We start from the raw sequence: 14,708 nt of genomic DNA, 5'->3' as shown, positions 1-14,708 counted from the left end.
TGTCATGGGACTGCGCTAAGGGCTTCACGGAACATCTCCCCGAGGCCCGCTGTTTGATACCGCTCGCTGCATCGCTGCCCGCCGGCGTGCGACGCAAGCCATGGCGCGTCGTCTGCGGCGTTGCGACCGTCGCCGTGATCTCGGCGCTCGCCCAGCCGGCCTTGGCACACCAGGCTTGGGCCCAGTCTGCATCGCGCGTTCAGGCCTTCGACATCGCCGGCCAGGACGCCTCGTCCGCCCTGTTGCGCCTGTGCCTGGAGGCGGGGTGCGAACTGGCCTTCATCCAACGGCCCGGCCGGGACGTGCGAACGCGCCCAGTCAACGGACGGATGAGCTGGCGCGCCGCCCTGGCGCGGATGCTGGAGGGGACCGACCTGCGCTATCGCTTCGTCGGGTCGCAGGGCGTGCGCATCTGGGCCGTCGCCCCGAGCGCCCGACCTGCTGCCCCGCCCCCGCCCGAAACGACCGAACTGGATGCCGTCGAGGTGGTCGGCCGCCTGTCGGATCGGATCGACGAGGCCTTGCGGCGCAAGCGCGACGCCGACGTCATCTCCGACGGCCTGTCGTCCGAACGGATCGGCGACCTGCCGTCCGCCAATCTGGCCGAGGCCCTGCAGCGCGTGCCGGGCGTGGCCATCGAACGCGAGGTCGGCGAGGGCCAGTTCGTCAGCGTGCGGGGTCTGGGGCCGCTGTTCCAGTCCGTGACCCTGAACGGCGCGCCCGTGGCCTTCAACGAGAACATCCGCAACTCGACCCAGAGCGGGCGGCAGTTCCGGTTTCGCGCCCTGTCCGTCGATCTGCTGGCGGGCGCGCGCCTGACCAAGTCCGCGACGGCGGACCTGACCGAGGGCGGCATCGGCTCCAACATCGACATCGAGACGGCAGGCGGGCTGGACGGCGATCCGTTCCTGACGCTGCGGCTGGGTGGCGAGACCACGACGCGCGACGAACGCATCAGCCCCGATCTGTCCGTAGGCGGACGATGGGTCTCATCGAGCGGTTCCGCCGGCCTGGTCGCCGGTCTTTCGCAAGAGCAGAGATCGGTCCGCTACGACCGGTTTCAGGTCATGCGCTATGGGGAAATCGTCGTTGACGGCCGCACACTGGCGGCGCCCAACGACCTTCGCACCACGGTCGAAAGCGAGGATCGACGCCGCCGCAGCGGTTTCATCGGCGCAGACTGGCAGGTGTCGCCAGACATTCGCCTCGACCTCGACGCTTTGGTCTCGACCTTCGACAACGCCATCCGCGAGGACCGGCTGGTCTTCGGCCTGGGCGAGCGGCTGGTGGCGCCTGGGGCCATTCAGCGGGTTCAGGACGGGGTCGTCACGGCGGGCCGGATCGCCGCCGGCCGCATCGACAACAACACCGAGTTCTCGGACCAGTCGCACCTAAACGTCGCCACATCGCTGGGGGCCGAACTGAAGCTCGGGAACTGGCGGCTGACCCCGCGCCTCAGCGTCTCCAGCGCCCGTTCCGTGCTCGACACGCCGCTGGAGCGACTGTCGGCCCAGTCGCCGGAAGGCGTCGCCTACGTTTTCGATCTGAACGGCGCCGCCGACGCGCGTCGGGCAGACCGGCTGACGACAGACTTCGACCTGCTCGGTCCCTCCCGGCTCGTCTTGGCCCAGTTGAACATCAGGGCGGTCCAATCCCGCGACGAGGACGTGACTGCGGTTCTAGACGTCCGCCGCACCCTGGACCGAACCTGGGGCGGCCTTCGGCTTTCGGCCGTTCAGATGGGGGGTCAGTTCAGCACGCGCAGCCGAGACTATCAGCGCCGCGACAGACGCGCGGCTTTGCGCCCCGGCCATAGCGACATCGCCGAACTCTATGACAGCGCCACGCCGGGGGATGTGTTTTCCGACCTGATCGCGGCGCGTCCCGGTCCCTGGATCACCCCGGCGTTCGACCGGCTGCGCGCCGCATTCGTTCTGCCAGGCGAACGCGACGACGTGGTGTTTCGGCCGGACGACCTGACGGCGACCGGCTCGGACCTGCAGAACTCCTACGGCGTCGAGGAGCGGGTCGTAGCGGCCTATGTCCGGGCGGACTTCGACGGGCGCGGGGGCGGCCTGTCCTATTTCGGCAACGCCGGGCTGCGGCTGGTCGGGACGCGCACCCATGTGGAGGGCGCGCGTATGGCCGGCGTCGGCGGCGTGGCGCACGTCACGCCCCTGACCCACGACGGCGAGGATGCCATCCTGCTGCCCAGCGTGAACCTGGCGTTCGACATCGCGGACGACGCCGTCGTGCGCCTGGCGGCGTCGCGCACCCTCACCCGCCCGTCCCTAGCCGACCTGCGCGCCTCGACGGTGCCCGCCAGCGTCCTGGTCTCGGCGATCTACCAATACGGGCAGGCGGCCGTCGACGACCCCGAACCGGGCGTGATCTTCAGCGGGATCGGCGGCAACCCCGAACTGACGCCCTACGTCTCGACCAATCTGGATTTGTCCTATGAGGTCACCGGCCGCCGAACCAGTTTCAGTCTGGCCCTGTTCCACAAGACGATCCGCGACTTCATCCAGGCGACGTGGGCGACCGAGAACCTGACGTTCGAGACCCAGACCGGCGCGGCGGTCCAGGCGCCGGTCCTGATGTCGCGACCGCGCAATGTCGGCCAGGCCCGGATCGACGGACTGGAGGCGGGCCTCCACCACCGGCTGGGCGGCGGACTGGGCGTCTGGGCCAGCGCGACCTGGACCGACAGCCGCCTGGCGGACGGCGAGCGTCTGACCGGCGTTTCGGACCTCGCCTGGTCGATCAATCCCTATCTGGAACGCGGTCCCTTCGCGCTGAACCTGTCCTGGTCATGGCGATCCGCCTTCCGTTCCGAGGCCGACCTGCAGGGCGGCGGCGTATCGGCCTTCATCGTCGGGCCCGCCGGCTATCTGGACGCCCAGGTCACCTACCGGATCGACGCCCGCACCCGCCTGTCCATCGCCGCCACCAACCTGACCGACACCCGCGACCTGGCCTATGAGCGCACGCCCGCCCGCCTGCTCCAGATCGGCTCGGCCGGCCGACAGCTTTCGTTCGGCCTGGAGCTGAACTGGTAGCTGCCGGCGCGGCGTGCGACGGGGTTAGTCCGTCTGATCCTCCTCCTTGCGACGCCGCACCGCCTTGGCCGCGAACGTCGGCAGGACCAGCAGGGTCAGGGCGGTGGCGGTCAGGAGGCCGCCGATGACCACGGTGGCCAGGGGTTTCTGCACCTCGGCGCCGGCCCCGTGCGCCAGGGCCATGGGGATGAAGCCGACGATGGCGACCAGGGCGGTGGTCAGGACGGCGCGCAGGCGGCTGGCCGCCCCTTCGGTCGCCGCATCGACGGGCGTCAGGCCCGCTTGAAGCCGCTCGCGGATGGCCTGCATCAGCACCAGTCCGTTCAGGGTCGCCACGCCGGACACCGCGATGAAGCCGACCGCCGCAGAGACCGAAAACGGCATACCCCGGAGCAACAGGGCCAGGGCGCCGCCGACCAGAGCCAGGGGCACGCAGGCGAAGACCAGACCGGCCTCCGCGAACGAGCCAAGGGCCATGAACAGCAGCAGGCCGATCAGGATGAAGACCACCGGCACGACCAGGCCCAGACGCTGCTCGGCCCGTTTCAGGTTCTCGAACTGACCGCCCCAGCTCAGGGACTGGCCGGTCGGAAGCTTGACCTGCTCCACCCGCTCTTGAGCCTCGGCGACGAAGCCGCCCAGGTCGCGGCCGCGCACATTGGCCTGGACCACCATGCGACGGCTGCCGTCGTTGCGGCTGATCTGGTTCTGGCCTTCCGCCACCTGAATCCGGGCGACGGAGGACAGGGGCACGGTCAGGCCGGTCGTCGTGGTGATCGGCAGCGCCGCCAGGGCCGCCGGGTCGTTGCGAGCGTCATCAGCCAGACGCACCACCACGTCGAAGCGACGGTCGCCCTCGAAGATCTGACCCGCCGCCGCGCCGCCGATGGCGGCCGAGACGGCCTCGGACACATCCGCCGCCGACAGGCCGTAGTTGGCGGCCGCGAACCGGTCCACGCTGACCGTCAGGGTCGGCAGGCCGGACGCCTGTTCCACCCGCACGTCGGCGGCGCCCGGCGTCTGGCGCAAGGCGTTCGCCACCTGATCCGCCGTCGCCTGCATCTGGGCGAAGTCGTCGCCGTGGACCATGACGGCCAGGTCGGTGCGGACGCCCGAGATCAGCTCGTTGAACCGCAGTTCGATGGGCTGGCTGAACTCGAAGCTGTTGCCGATCTGTTTGGAGGAGACCGCTTCCAGGCGGGCCAGCAGGTCGTCTTTCGACAGTTTGGGATCGGGCCAGTCCTTTCGGTCCTTCAGCACGATCACGGCGTCGGAGATGTTGGGCGGCATGGGGTCCACCGCCGCCTCGGCCGTGCCGGTGCGCGAGAAGATGGTCTCGACCTCCGGCTGGGCCTTGATGGCCCGCTCCAGCGCCATCTGCATCGCCAGGGATTGCTCCAGCGAGGCGGACGGAACGCGCAGCGCCTGCATGGCGATGTCGCCTTCGTCCAACGTCGGAATGAACTCGCGCCCCAGGGTGGAGAAGACGCCGACCCCGACGGCCAGGGTGGCGAGGGCCGAGATCAGCACGACCTTGGGACGGGCCACGGCCGCCCGGATGGCCGGTTCGATCCATTGTCGCGCGAACCGCAGGATGAAGGTCTCGTGTTCCTTGGCCTGGCCTTTCTCATCGACGTGGACTGTCCTGGGATCGCGCACGATCAGGGCCGTCATCGCCGGCACGAAAGTGAAGGAGAAGATGAAGGCGCCGACCAGGGCCAGCATCACCGTCGCCCCCATGGGCACGAAGGTCTTGCCCTCCACGCCCTCCAGCATCAGCAGGGGGGTGAAGACCAGAAGGATGATCAGCTGGCCGAAGGCGGCCGGCTTGACCATCTGGCACGCCGCCGCGCCCGCGACGCCCAGACGTTCGCGCCGGGTCAGCATCCGCCCCAGTTCGGCGCGGCGACGGCCCAGCATCAGCAGGGTGTTCTCCACCACCACCACGGCCCCATCGACCAGCAGGCCGAAGTCGAGCGCGCCCAGGCTCATCAGATTGCCGCTGATGCCGAACCGGTTCATGCCGATGACGGCGAACAGGAAGCTGATCGGGATCATCAGGGCGGTGATGGTCGCCGCCCGGATATTGCCCAGCAGCAGGAACAGCACCACGATCACCAGAAGGGCGCCCTCGATCAGGTTGCGGGCCACGGTCTTGATGGTCGAGTTGACCAAGGCGCTGCGGTTCAGCACCGGCTCGGCGACCACGCTGGGGGGCAGGCTGGCGGAAATCTGCTCCAGCCGTTCCGCCGCGGCCTGGGCCGTCGTGCGACTGTTGCCGCCCGCCAGCATCAGGGCCGTGCCGATGACCGCCTCGTGCCCGTCGCGACTGGCGCCGCCCAGGCGAGGGGCCTGGCCGATCTCGACCGTCGCCACGTCGGCGACCCGCACGACCAGGCCGTTGCGGTTGACCACCGGGGCCTGGGCCAGGTCCGGGATGGATTGCGCCAACGCATCGGTGCGCACCGTCAGCGCCTCGCCCGCCCGCTGAACATAGCCCGCGCCGGCCTGGACATTGGCCCGTTCCAGCGCCGCGATCAGATCGTTCAGGCTGAGGCCATGGCTGGCCAGGCGCGCCGCGTCGGGACGCACGGCGTATTCCTTCACATAGCCGCCGTTGACGTCGATCCCCGCCAGACCCTTAGCCGTGCGCATGCGCGGGGCGATGATCCAGTCCTGGACGGTGCGCAGATAGGTGGCGCGCGCCTGGGGCGTGGTCAGCAGCTCGCCCTCGGGCGTCAGATAGGCGCCGCCCGCCTGCCAGCCCGGCTGACCGGGCCGGGCCAGATTGGCGCTGTTGAACGGCTTGAAGTCGACCGTCCACATCAGCACCTCGCCCAGACCCGTGGTGATTGGCGCAAGCGTCGGCTCGACGCCTTCGGGCAGGCTTTCGCGCGCCTGGGCCATCCGTTCGGCGACCTGCTGGCGAGCGAAGTAGATGTCGGTGCTGTCGGTGAAGATGACCGTGACCTGGCTGAAGCCGTTGCGGCTCAGCGACCTGGTCGATTGCAGGCCGGGGATGCCCGCCATGGCGGTTTCCAGCGGATAGGTGACCTGTCGCTCCATCTGCTCGGGCGCGAGCGCCGGGGCGAGGGTGTTGATCTGGACCTGTCGGTTGGTGATGTCCGGCACGGCGTCGATCGGCAGCCGCGTCAGTTCGAACAGACCCACGGCCGCGACCAGGGCCGTGGCCAGGACCACGAACCAGCGCATGCGTATCGACGCCTCGATTATGGTTTTGAACATGATGGTCCCCTCAGTGACCGTGCTCGGCTTCGCCCTTGGCCATCTCGGCCTTGAGCAGGAAGGCGTTGGTGGAAGCGATGCGTTCGGCGCCGGTCAGGCCGCGCAGGATTTCGGTGCGCCCCGCCGCCTGACGGCCAGCCAGCACCGGCACGGCGCGGAAGCCGCCGTCGATCTGGACGAAGACGACGGTGTTCCCCTCCAGGGTCTGGATGGCCTCGGTCGGCACGGCGACGCCGCCCCCCTGCCCGCCCGTGATCAGCGCGCCGCTGACCGCCGAACCTGCGGGCGGCAGGCCGCCGCCCTCCGGTCGCGCCCGGATCACGGTCGCGCCGCTGGACTGCCCGTCCGCGTTCTGCCCCCCCGCATTGGCGGCGACGCCGGTGATGACGGCGTCGAACTCGCCCGCCGGTCCCGTGACCCGCATCCGCGCGCCGGGCCGGGCCTCGGCCGCCAGTTGCGGCGGGGCGTTGAAGACCAGTTCCACCCGCGCCGGGTTGGTCACCTCGGCGACCACCCCGCCCTGGGCCACGAAGCCGCCCGGCCCGACCTGGACCGAGCTGACCACGCCTGCGATGGGGCTGGAGACGCTGAGCCGGCCGGCGGCATTGGGCGACCCGGCCGCGCTGACGCGGGCGCGGGCCGCGCGGGCGGCGGCCTGGGCGCTGAGAGCCTCGGCGTGGGAGACCTCGGCCTCGCGGCGCGCGATCACGCCCTGATCGGCCAGTTCCTCGTCGCGTCCGTGCGCCTGTTCGGCCGCGACATAGGCGGCCTGGGCCGCGTCGGCCTCGGCGCGCAGCGAGGCCGCGTCGCCGCTGACGATGCTGACCAGGGCCTGGCCTACGCGCACCGTCTGACCCGGCGCGACCAGCACCCGCTCGACCCGCCCGCCGACGACGGCGCCGACGGCGGCGCGGGCGTCGACCATGGTCTCCACCCGGCCGGCCAGACGCGTCTCGGCCCCGCCCCCGCGCGTAACGGCGACGACCTGAATGCCGGCGGCCTGGATCTGTTCGGGGCTGAGGCGCACGACGCCTTCCGGCGCCTCGGCCTCCTCCGCGTGGTCGTCGTCGGCATGACCCGCCTCGCCTTCGACCGGCGTTGGCGTCGGGGCCTCGGATCTGCCGAACGCGAAGTAGAGGCCGCCGCCGCCCAACAGGACCAGCGCGGCGGCGCCGGCGAGCAGATGGGATTTTTTGTAGGTGCGCATCATGGGTTTCCTTCGAAGGGAGCGCGGCCTTCCAGGCGCGCCAGGTCGATCTCTGCGCGGACCCGCGCGAGGCGGGCGTCCACGGCGGCGTTGCGGGCGTTGATCAAGGCGGCGCGGCTGGTGCGAAGCTCCAGCTGGGCGATGCGGCCGGCGTCGAAGCCGATCCGCGACAGGCGATAGGCCTCTTCCGCCGCCGACACTCCTGCATCCGAGGCGGCGACGCGGCTGGCCGACGCCCCCAGCCGCGCCGAAGCGGCGGCCCGGTCGGCGACCGCATCCAGCCGGGCCTGAGCCAGCCGGGCGTCGGCGGCGCGATAATCGGCGCGCGCCGCATCGATATTGCCCCGGTTCCGGTCGAACAGCGGCAGGGGCAGGCTGACGCCGAACGTCAGGGCCGTGGCGTCCTCGGCCTCGAACCGGCGCAGGCCGACGCTGGCGGTCACGTCGGGGCGGGCGGCGATCCGCTCGACGTCGATCCGGCGTTCGGCGGCCGTGCGCCGCGCCTCGGCGACGCGCACCGCCGGCACGGTCGTCAGGCTGGGAACCACCGGACCGGCGGCTTGGTCCAGCAGGCTGACGGCGATGGCCGTGACCGGTCGGCTCAGCATGGCGACCGCCGTCAGGCGTGCGAAGGCGGCGTCGCGTTCGGCCTGGGCCTCGTCGAGCGTGGCGCGGGCGGCGGCGGCCTCGCTCTCGGCCTGGATGCCGCGAAGGACAGGCTCGCGCCCCTTCTCGACCAGGGCCAGGGCGGCGCGGGCGTCGGCAACGGCGAGCGCCAGCCCTTCCTGGGCCAGGACCGCGCGCCGGCCGGCGGCCTCGGCGTCGGCGTAGGTCTGGGCCAGGCGTCCGGCCGTCTCGACCATGGCCAGGTCGCGTTGCAGGGCGGCCGTACCCGCCTCGGCGGTCGCCGCCCCGATCCGGGCGCGCCTGCGGCCCCACAGCTCCAAGTCCTGCGACAGCGACACGGTGGTCTCGGCGCTGGCGTAGCCGTCGAAGGGACCGCTGCCCAGGGCGTTCTCGGCCTCCAGGCTGACGGTCGGATTGGGCCGCGTGCGCGCCTGGCGAACGCGCGCCTCGGCGGCGTCGCTCAGGGCGTCGGCTTCCAGGGCGGACGGCGTCTGGCCGATCCGTTCGAGCAGCGTCGCGAACGACGGCGCCGGTTCAGCCCATGACGGACTGGCGAGCGCGACCGCGAGAGCGGCCAGCGCACAGCCGACCGCGCGATGCGGCGGACGGCGATAGAGGGGATGCATGGTTCATTCTTCCCAGATGATCTGACACGAGACGCGCGCAGGCGCGGGATCGGGTCAGCCTCTGGGAGGGCGCTTCAGGCCTTCGGGCGCATGGGACGTGCGCATGTCGTCGAACGCCCGCGCATGTTCGACGGAACGCAAGGACGCGACGCGCGCCTCGGGCCGATCCGACGGCGCCTTGGCCACATGATGGCAGTGACCGTGCGCGCAGGCGCCGTGAGCCACGTCCGACGGCGAGGAATGGTCTGCGGGGTCTTCGAAGGTCACCGAGGCATGGGCCGGTTCGACCTCTCCGGCGCAGGTCAAGGCGTCGGCGACGGGCGACAGCGCGAACACGCCAAGGAACAGCGCAAAAAGCGCCGCCAGCCACGGAGAATGTCGGCGACGCCGGTCCATGCCCTGCCTTATCATCCCGGCCGGCGAACGCAACGTTACGCCATAACCGGCGCCGCTGGCGTCGCCTCGGAAAGCGGCTGACTGAATGTGCGTTCTGGCCCTCGCCTGGCAGGCCCACCCCCGCTGGCGTCTCGTGCTCGCCGCCAATCGGGACGAAAGGCATGACCGCGCCTCCGCCCCGCTGGCGCGCTGGGCCGACGCCCCGACGGTTTTGGGCGGACGCGATCTGGTGTCGGGCGGAACCTGGCTGGGCGTGTCGGACGAAGGGCGGTTGGCCGTGGTCACCAACCTGCATACCGGCGCGCCGCCCGATCCCCGAGCGCCGTCACGCGGTCAGTTGCTGAAGGATCTGCTGACGGGCACCGAACCGACGCTCGCCCTGTCCCCTGATGCTCTGGCGACCTTCAATCCCTTCAGCCTGATCTTCATCACGGACGGCGAGGCGACCTTCGCCAGCAACCGGCCCGAAGCGACTGCCCATCCGCTGGCGTCCGGTGTGCATGGCCTGTCGAACGCCGCGCTGAACGCGCCTTGGCCCAAGACCGAGCGCCTGAAGGCCGCCGTCTCGGATTGGCTGACGCGGGACAGCGACGACACCGAAACCTTGCTGGACGCCCTCGCCGACGACCGGACAGCCGGCGATGCGCGCGTGCCCGCCCAATCCCCGGTCTTCATCCGCAACCCGGTTTTCGGAACACGCTGCAGCACCGTGGTGACGATCGACGACGCCGGCCAGGGCGCCATCGTCGAACGGCGCTTCCGCCCAGACGGAACGCCCGACGGGCAGACGACGGCGCGCTTCACCTGGCCGGCGTCTGCCTTGCTCTGACGAACGCGCTACTCCCGCTCCTCATCCAGCGGCTGGTGGGTGAAGCCTTTCACGCCGCTCATGGGCTTGGCGTCGCGGCCGATTTCGACGTCGCTTTCGGCATAGGCGATCAGCAGGCGAGAGAGGTCTTCCAGCGCGCTTTCGTGGATGCGTTCGTAGCCGTGACTGGCGTCGATGCCGAAGGTGACAAGCGCCGTGCGGATGTCGGCGCCCGCCTCCAGCGCCGAGGCCGAGTCCGAGCGGTAATAGCGGAACACATCCTTCTGGTGCGGGATGTCGTGGTCTCGGGCCAGCTGGACCAGTTTGCGTGACAGGTGCCAGTCGAACGGCCCGGTCTGGTCGGCCATGGCGATGGTGACGCCGAACTCCGACGAGTTCTGGCCCGGCGCGGTGGTGCCGTTGTCGACCGTGACCATGGCGGCCACATCCGGGATCAGCACGGACGAGGCGCCCAGCCCGACCTCCTCGGCGATGGTGAACAGCCACCAGGTATCGACCGTCGGCGTGCGCTCTTCGCGGATCATGCATTCCAGCGCGGCCAGCAGAGTGGCGACGCCCGCCTTGTCGTCCAGATGGCGCGAGACGATGAAGCCGCTGTCCATGAACTCGGGCTGCGGGTCGATGGCGACGATGTCGCCGACGTCCACGCCCAGAGCCAAGGTGTCGTCTCGCCCGTGGGTCACGGCGTCGATGCGCAGTTCGACCTGACGCCAGTTCACGGGCTGGGTGTCCACCTCCTCGTTGAAGGTGTGGCCCGACGCCTTTAACGGCAGGATGGTGCCGCGATAGGCGCCGCCTTCGGAAAAGATCGTCGCCCGCGCACCCTCGGCGAAACGCGAGGACCAGTGACCGATGGCGACCAGTTCCAGCCGGCCGTTGTCCTTCACCTGTTTGACCTGGGCGCCCAAGGTGTCGACGTGGGCCACGATGGCGCGGGCGGGCTTGGGCGTGCGGCCCGGCAGGCGGGCGCGAATGGCGCCGCGCCGGGTCATCTCGTAATTGAGGCCGAGCCGATCCAGTTCACGACACAGCAGCCAAACGGCCTCGTCCGTATAGCCGGTCGGGCTGGGCGTGTTCAGCAGGTCCGCCAGGCGGGCCTTCAGGTAGTCGAGGTCTATCGCGGGGCGGGCCAAGGGGCCTCCTTCAGGCATCGGATCGGGGGGCCGTCCGCGCAGAGGTCGGCGCGGACAGGGGAAACAGCAGGTCGACGAAACGCTCGGCCGTCGGCTGGGGTTCGTGATTGGCGAGGCCGGGGCGTTCATTGGCCTCGATGAAGGCATATTCAGGCTCGCGCGGCGACTTCACCATGAAGTCGATGCCGGTGACCGGAATGTCGATGGCGCGGGCGGCGGCGATGGCGGCGCGGATCAGGGCGGGATGCACCTCCTCCGTCACATCGTGGATCGTGCCGCCCAGATGCAGATTGGCGGCCTTTCGCACCAGCACCTCGACGCCGTCGGGCTCCACGTCGTCCAGGCCATAGCCGGCTTCGGCCAGGGTGCGTTCGGTCTCGCCGTCGATGGGGATGGTGGATTCTCCGCCTGTCGCGGCGGCGCGGCGGCGGCTCTGATGCTCGATCAAGGCGCGCAAGGTGGACCGTCCGTCGCCGATGACGCGCGGCGGACGACGCAGCGCGCAGGCGACGACCTTGTAGTCGATCACCACCAGACGCAGGTCCTCGCCCTGGACCTGTTCCTCGATCAGCACCTCGGAACAGATGCGGCGCGCCCTGGTCAGGGCCGTTTGAACTTCGTTCATCGTGGTCAAGCCGACGGCGACCCCCTGCCCCTGTTCGCCGCGCGCCGGCTTGACCACCAGGGCGCCGAACCGGGCCAGTGCCGCGTCGATGGCCGAAGGGTTTTCGGGGTCGATCCGTTCGGGCACGCGCACACCGGCCGCCTCGACGATGCGGCGCGTCATCCGCTTGTCGTCGCAGATGCTGAGCGCCACGGCCGAGGTCAGCTCCGACAGGCTCTCGCGACACCGCACCGACCGACCGCCCCAGTTGAGGCGGAACAGCCCGCCCTCGGCGTCGATGATCTCGGTATGGATGCCGCGCCGACGCGCCTCGTCGACGATGATCCGGGCATAGGGATTCAGGTCATGGTCGTCGGTCGGGCCGACGAACAGGGCCTCGTTGATCGGATTCTTGCGCTTGACCCCGAAGAAGGAGACGCGGCGAAAGCCCAGCTTCTCGTACAGGGCGATGGCCTGGTCGTTGTCGTGCATGACCGACAGGTCCATGTGCGCCAGGCCTTGGGTCTTGAAATGCTCGGCCAGACGCCGGACCAGCGCCTCACCGACGCCGGGCTGGGTCGCCTGGGGGTCGACCGCCAGACACCACAGGGACGAGCCGCACTCGGGATCCTGGAACGCGCGGGCGTGGTTGACGCCGGTGACCGTGCCGATCACCACGCCGCTCGCCGTATCCTCGGCGACGAAATAGGTGATGGTCCGGTCGTCGCGGTGGGACCAGAAGAAGTCTGGCGGAACCGGCACCATCTTGCGCTTGGCGTAGATGTCGTTGACCGCCTGAGCGTCCATTTCCGACGTCAGGCGACGCACGGTGAAGCCCCGCGGCTGGCGGCGGCTGGCGCGATAGGTGGCCAGTTCCAGCCGATAGGTGTGCGACGGATCCAGGAACAGCTCCTGAGGCGCAGAGGCCAGCAGGACGTGCGGATTGCGGACATAGAAGGCGATGTCGCGCCGATCCGGCCCCTCGGCGCGCAAGGCCTCGACCAGGGGCTCGGCCGTCTCGAAGGTCTGAGCGAACAGCAACCGCCCCCAACCGCAGTCCAGCACGGCGTCGGGCGCAGGCCCATCGCCCGACTGCACCGGCGGCTTCAGGCCCTCGTCGCGCAGGCGTTTGAGCCGGTGGGCTTTTGACCGCTCGGGACGGATGTCAGACGCCATGCTGCTGCATCCACATTTCGAGGACGGCGACCTGCCACAGCTCCGACCCGCGCAGGGGCGTGATGTGCTCGGTCGGGTTGGCGAACAGGGTGTCCAGATAGGTCTTGTCGAACAGGCCGCGGTCGCGCGCCGCCTGATTGGTCAGGGCCTCGCGCACCATGTCCAGATACGGGCCCTGGATGTATTTCAGCGCCGGCACGGGGAAATAGCCCTTCTTGCGGTCGATCACCTCGGACGGAATCACCAGGCGGGCGGCCTCCTTCAGCACGCCCTTGCCGCCTTGCGACAGCTTGTGCTCCGGCGGGATGCGGCCCGCCAGTTCCACCAGTTCATGGTCGAGGAAAGGCACCCGCGCCTCCAGCCCCCAGGCCATGGTCATGTTGTCCACGCGCTTCACCGGATCATCGACCAGCATCACCTGACTGTCCAGACGCAGAGCCTGATCGACCGGCGTCGCCGCCCGGCCTTGCGCGAAATGGGCCTCGACCAGGGCGCGGCTGACGTCGGTGTCGGCCATGTAGGCGCCGTTCAGCTGGGTCTTCAGCGTCGCGTGGCTGCGGTCGAAAAAGGCCTTGGCGTAGGTCTCCACCGGATCGGTCGCGCCCAGCATCGGCGGGTACCAGTGATAGCCGGCGAACACCTCGTCCGCCCCCTGGCCCGACTGCACCACCTTGATGTGTTTCGAGACTTCCTGGCTCAACAGGTAGAAGCCGACATTGTCGTAACTGACCATCGGCTCGGACATGGCGCCGATGGTGCCCGGCAGGGCCTCCATCAGCCTCTGATGCGGCACGAAGATCTGGTGGTGCTTGGTGCCATAGTGTTTGGCGATCAGGTCGGAATAGACGAACTCGTCGCCCTTCTCGCCATTGGCTTCTTCGAAACCGACCGAGAAGGTCATCAGATCCTTCTGGCCCAGTTCCGCCAGCAGGCCGACGATCAGGCTGGAGTCCACACCGCCCGACAGCAGGACGCCGACCGGCACGTCCGCGACCATGCGGCGCTTCACCGCCTCGCGCAGGCTGTCCAGAACCCGGTCGCGCCAGTCCTCGGCCGTCAGGGACGCGTCCTCGGCGTGGCGGGTCATGTCGGGCTGCCAGTAGAGGCGGTCCTTGGCCGTTCCGTCCGCCTCGATCACGCGGATGGTCGCCGGCGGAAACTTCTTCACGCCCTTCAGGATGGTGTGCGGCGGCGGCACGACGGCGTGGAAGGTCATGTAATGGTGCAGGCCGACCGGATCGATGGTCTTGTCCACATCGCCCGCCGCCAGCAGGGCCGGCAGGGTCGAGGCGAAACGCAGGCGCTGGCCCTGTTCGGCCAGATACAGCGGCTTGATGCCGAACCGGTCGCGGGCGATCACGGTGCGGCCGGTGTCGCGTTCATGCAGGACGAAGGCGAACATGCCCTTGAACCGCTCGACGCAGGCCTCGCCCCAGGCCTTCCAGGCCTTGATGATGACCTCGGTGTCGCCGTGCGAGAAGAAGCGGAACCCCATCCCCTGCAACTCTTCGCGGAGCTCGGGATAGTTGTAGATGCAGCCGTTGAACGCCAGGGTCACGCCCAGGTCGGCGTCCACCATCGGCTGCTGCGCCTTTTCCGACAGGTCGATGATCTTCAGGCGGCGGTGACCCAGCCCCACCGGGCCGCGCATCACGATGCCGGACCCGTCCGGTCCACGGGGCGAGAGCGCATCCGTCATGCGTTGAACCGCGCCGGCGTCGGCCGGTCGTCCGTCGAAATTGATCTCGCCGCTAAGACCGCACATGGGCCCTCCTTGAATTGTGGAAGCAGCGGGTACAAATGGT

Annotated in this window: 9 protein-coding genes; 2 read left to right on the top strand and 7 right to left on the bottom strand. The window is 69.7% G+C overall.

What is annotated here, in order from left to right; all coding sequences use genetic code 11:
• Positions 1-53 precede the first annotated feature (53 nt).
• Entirely contained in the window at positions 54-3,059 is a 3,006-nt protein-coding gene (locus ACQY72_RS12530; RefSeq protein WP_428153929.1) for a TonB-dependent receptor, read from the top strand.
• Positions 3,060-3,083: 24 nt separating this feature from the next.
• Here the strand turns inward: ACQY72_RS12530 and ACQY72_RS12525 are convergent, their stop codons facing one another.
• From ACQY72_RS12525 to ACQY72_RS12510, 4 genes are read right to left on the bottom strand one after another with little or no spacing between them, the layout of a single operon-like run.
• A complete protein-coding gene (locus ACQY72_RS12525) occupies positions 3,084-6,305 on the bottom strand; it encodes an efflux RND transporter permease subunit (RefSeq protein ID WP_428153927.1) in 3,222 nt (1,073 codons plus the stop codon).
• A 10-nt stretch (positions 6,306-6,315) separates the two neighbouring features.
• Entirely contained in the window at positions 6,316-7,515 is a 1,200-nt protein-coding gene (locus ACQY72_RS12520) for an efflux RND transporter periplasmic adaptor subunit (protein ID WP_428153926.1), read from the bottom strand.
• Positions 7,512-8,765 (bottom strand): TolC family protein, encoded by a 1,254-nt coding sequence (locus tag ACQY72_RS12515; protein ID WP_428153924.1) that lies wholly within the window; start codon positions 8,763-8,765, stop codon positions 7,512-7,514. Before ACQY72_RS12515 ends, ACQY72_RS12520 begins: the two co-directional genes overlap by 4 nt.
• Positions 8,766-8,819: 54 nt before the next feature.
• Entirely contained in the window at positions 8,820-9,161 is a 342-nt protein-coding gene (locus tag ACQY72_RS12510) for a hypothetical protein (RefSeq protein ID WP_428153922.1), read from the bottom strand.
• Positions 9,162-9,246: 85 nt separating this feature from the next.
• On the opposite strand from ACQY72_RS12510, the gene ACQY72_RS12505 reads away from it, so the two are divergent.
• Positions 9,247-9,990 (top strand): NRDE family protein, encoded by a 744-nt coding sequence (locus ACQY72_RS12505; RefSeq protein ID WP_428153920.1) that lies wholly within the window; start codon positions 9,247-9,249, stop codon positions 9,988-9,990.
• Between the two features lie 8 nt (positions 9,991-9,998).
• Here ACQY72_RS12505 and ACQY72_RS12500 read toward each other — a convergent pair whose 3' ends face one another.
• From ACQY72_RS12500 to ACQY72_RS12490, 3 genes are read right to left on the bottom strand one after another with little or no spacing between them, the layout of a single operon-like run.
• Entirely contained in the window at positions 9,999-11,123 is a 1,125-nt protein-coding gene (locus ACQY72_RS12500) for an osmoprotectant NAGGN system M42 family peptidase (protein ID WP_428153918.1), read from the bottom strand.
• A gap of 10 nt (positions 11,124-11,133) precedes the next feature.
• On the bottom strand, positions 11,134-12,903 hold the full coding sequence (ngg, locus tag ACQY72_RS12495) for an N-acetylglutaminylglutamine synthetase (RefSeq protein ID WP_428153917.1): 1,770 nt from the start codon (positions 12,901-12,903) through the stop codon (positions 11,134-11,136).
• The gene (locus ACQY72_RS12490) at positions 12,893-14,668 is read right to left on the bottom strand and encodes an N-acetylglutaminylglutamine amidotransferase (RefSeq protein ID WP_428153916.1); all 1,776 of its coding nucleotides are present in this window, start codon (positions 14,666-14,668) and stop codon (positions 12,893-12,895) included. The genes ngg and ACQY72_RS12490 overlap by 11 nt, the downstream gene beginning before the upstream one ends.
• Positions 14,669-14,708: the final 40 nt, after the last annotated feature.

Origin of the sequence: Brevundimonas sp., from assembly GCF_965279155.1 — a bacterium.
GTDB lineage: Bacteria > Pseudomonadota > Alphaproteobacteria > Caulobacterales > Caulobacteraceae > Brevundimonas.
Note: the sequence above shows the minus strand (reverse complement) of the source record. Positions and strands in the feature narration are given on the sequence as shown.

Coding starts and splice junctions, on each gene's coding strand:
- ACQY72_RS12525 (WP_428153927.1), bottom strand. CDS start 6,305: ATGTTCAAAACCATAATCGAGGCGTCGATACGCATGCGCTGGTTCGTG.
- ACQY72_RS12520 (WP_428153926.1), bottom strand. CDS start 7,515: ATGATGCGCACCTACAAAAAATCCCATCTGCTCGCCGGCGCCGCCGCG.
- ACQY72_RS12515 (WP_428153924.1), bottom strand. CDS start 8,765: ATGCATCCCCTCTATCGCCGTCCGCCGCATCGCGCGGTCGGCTGTGCG.
- ACQY72_RS12510 (WP_428153922.1), bottom strand. CDS start 9,161: ATGGACCGGCGTCGCCGACATTCTCCGTGGCTGGCGGCGCTTTTTGCG.
- ACQY72_RS12505 (WP_428153920.1), top strand. CDS start 9,247: ATGTGCGTTCTGGCCCTCGCCTGGCAGGCCCACCCCCGCTGGCGTCTC.
- ngg (WP_428153917.1), bottom strand. CDS start 12,903: ATGGCGTCTGACATCCGTCCCGAGCGGTCAAAAGCCCACCGGCTCAAA.
- ACQY72_RS12490 (WP_428153916.1), bottom strand. CDS start 14,668: ATGTGCGGTCTTAGCGGCGAGATCAATTTCGACGGACGACCGGCCGAC.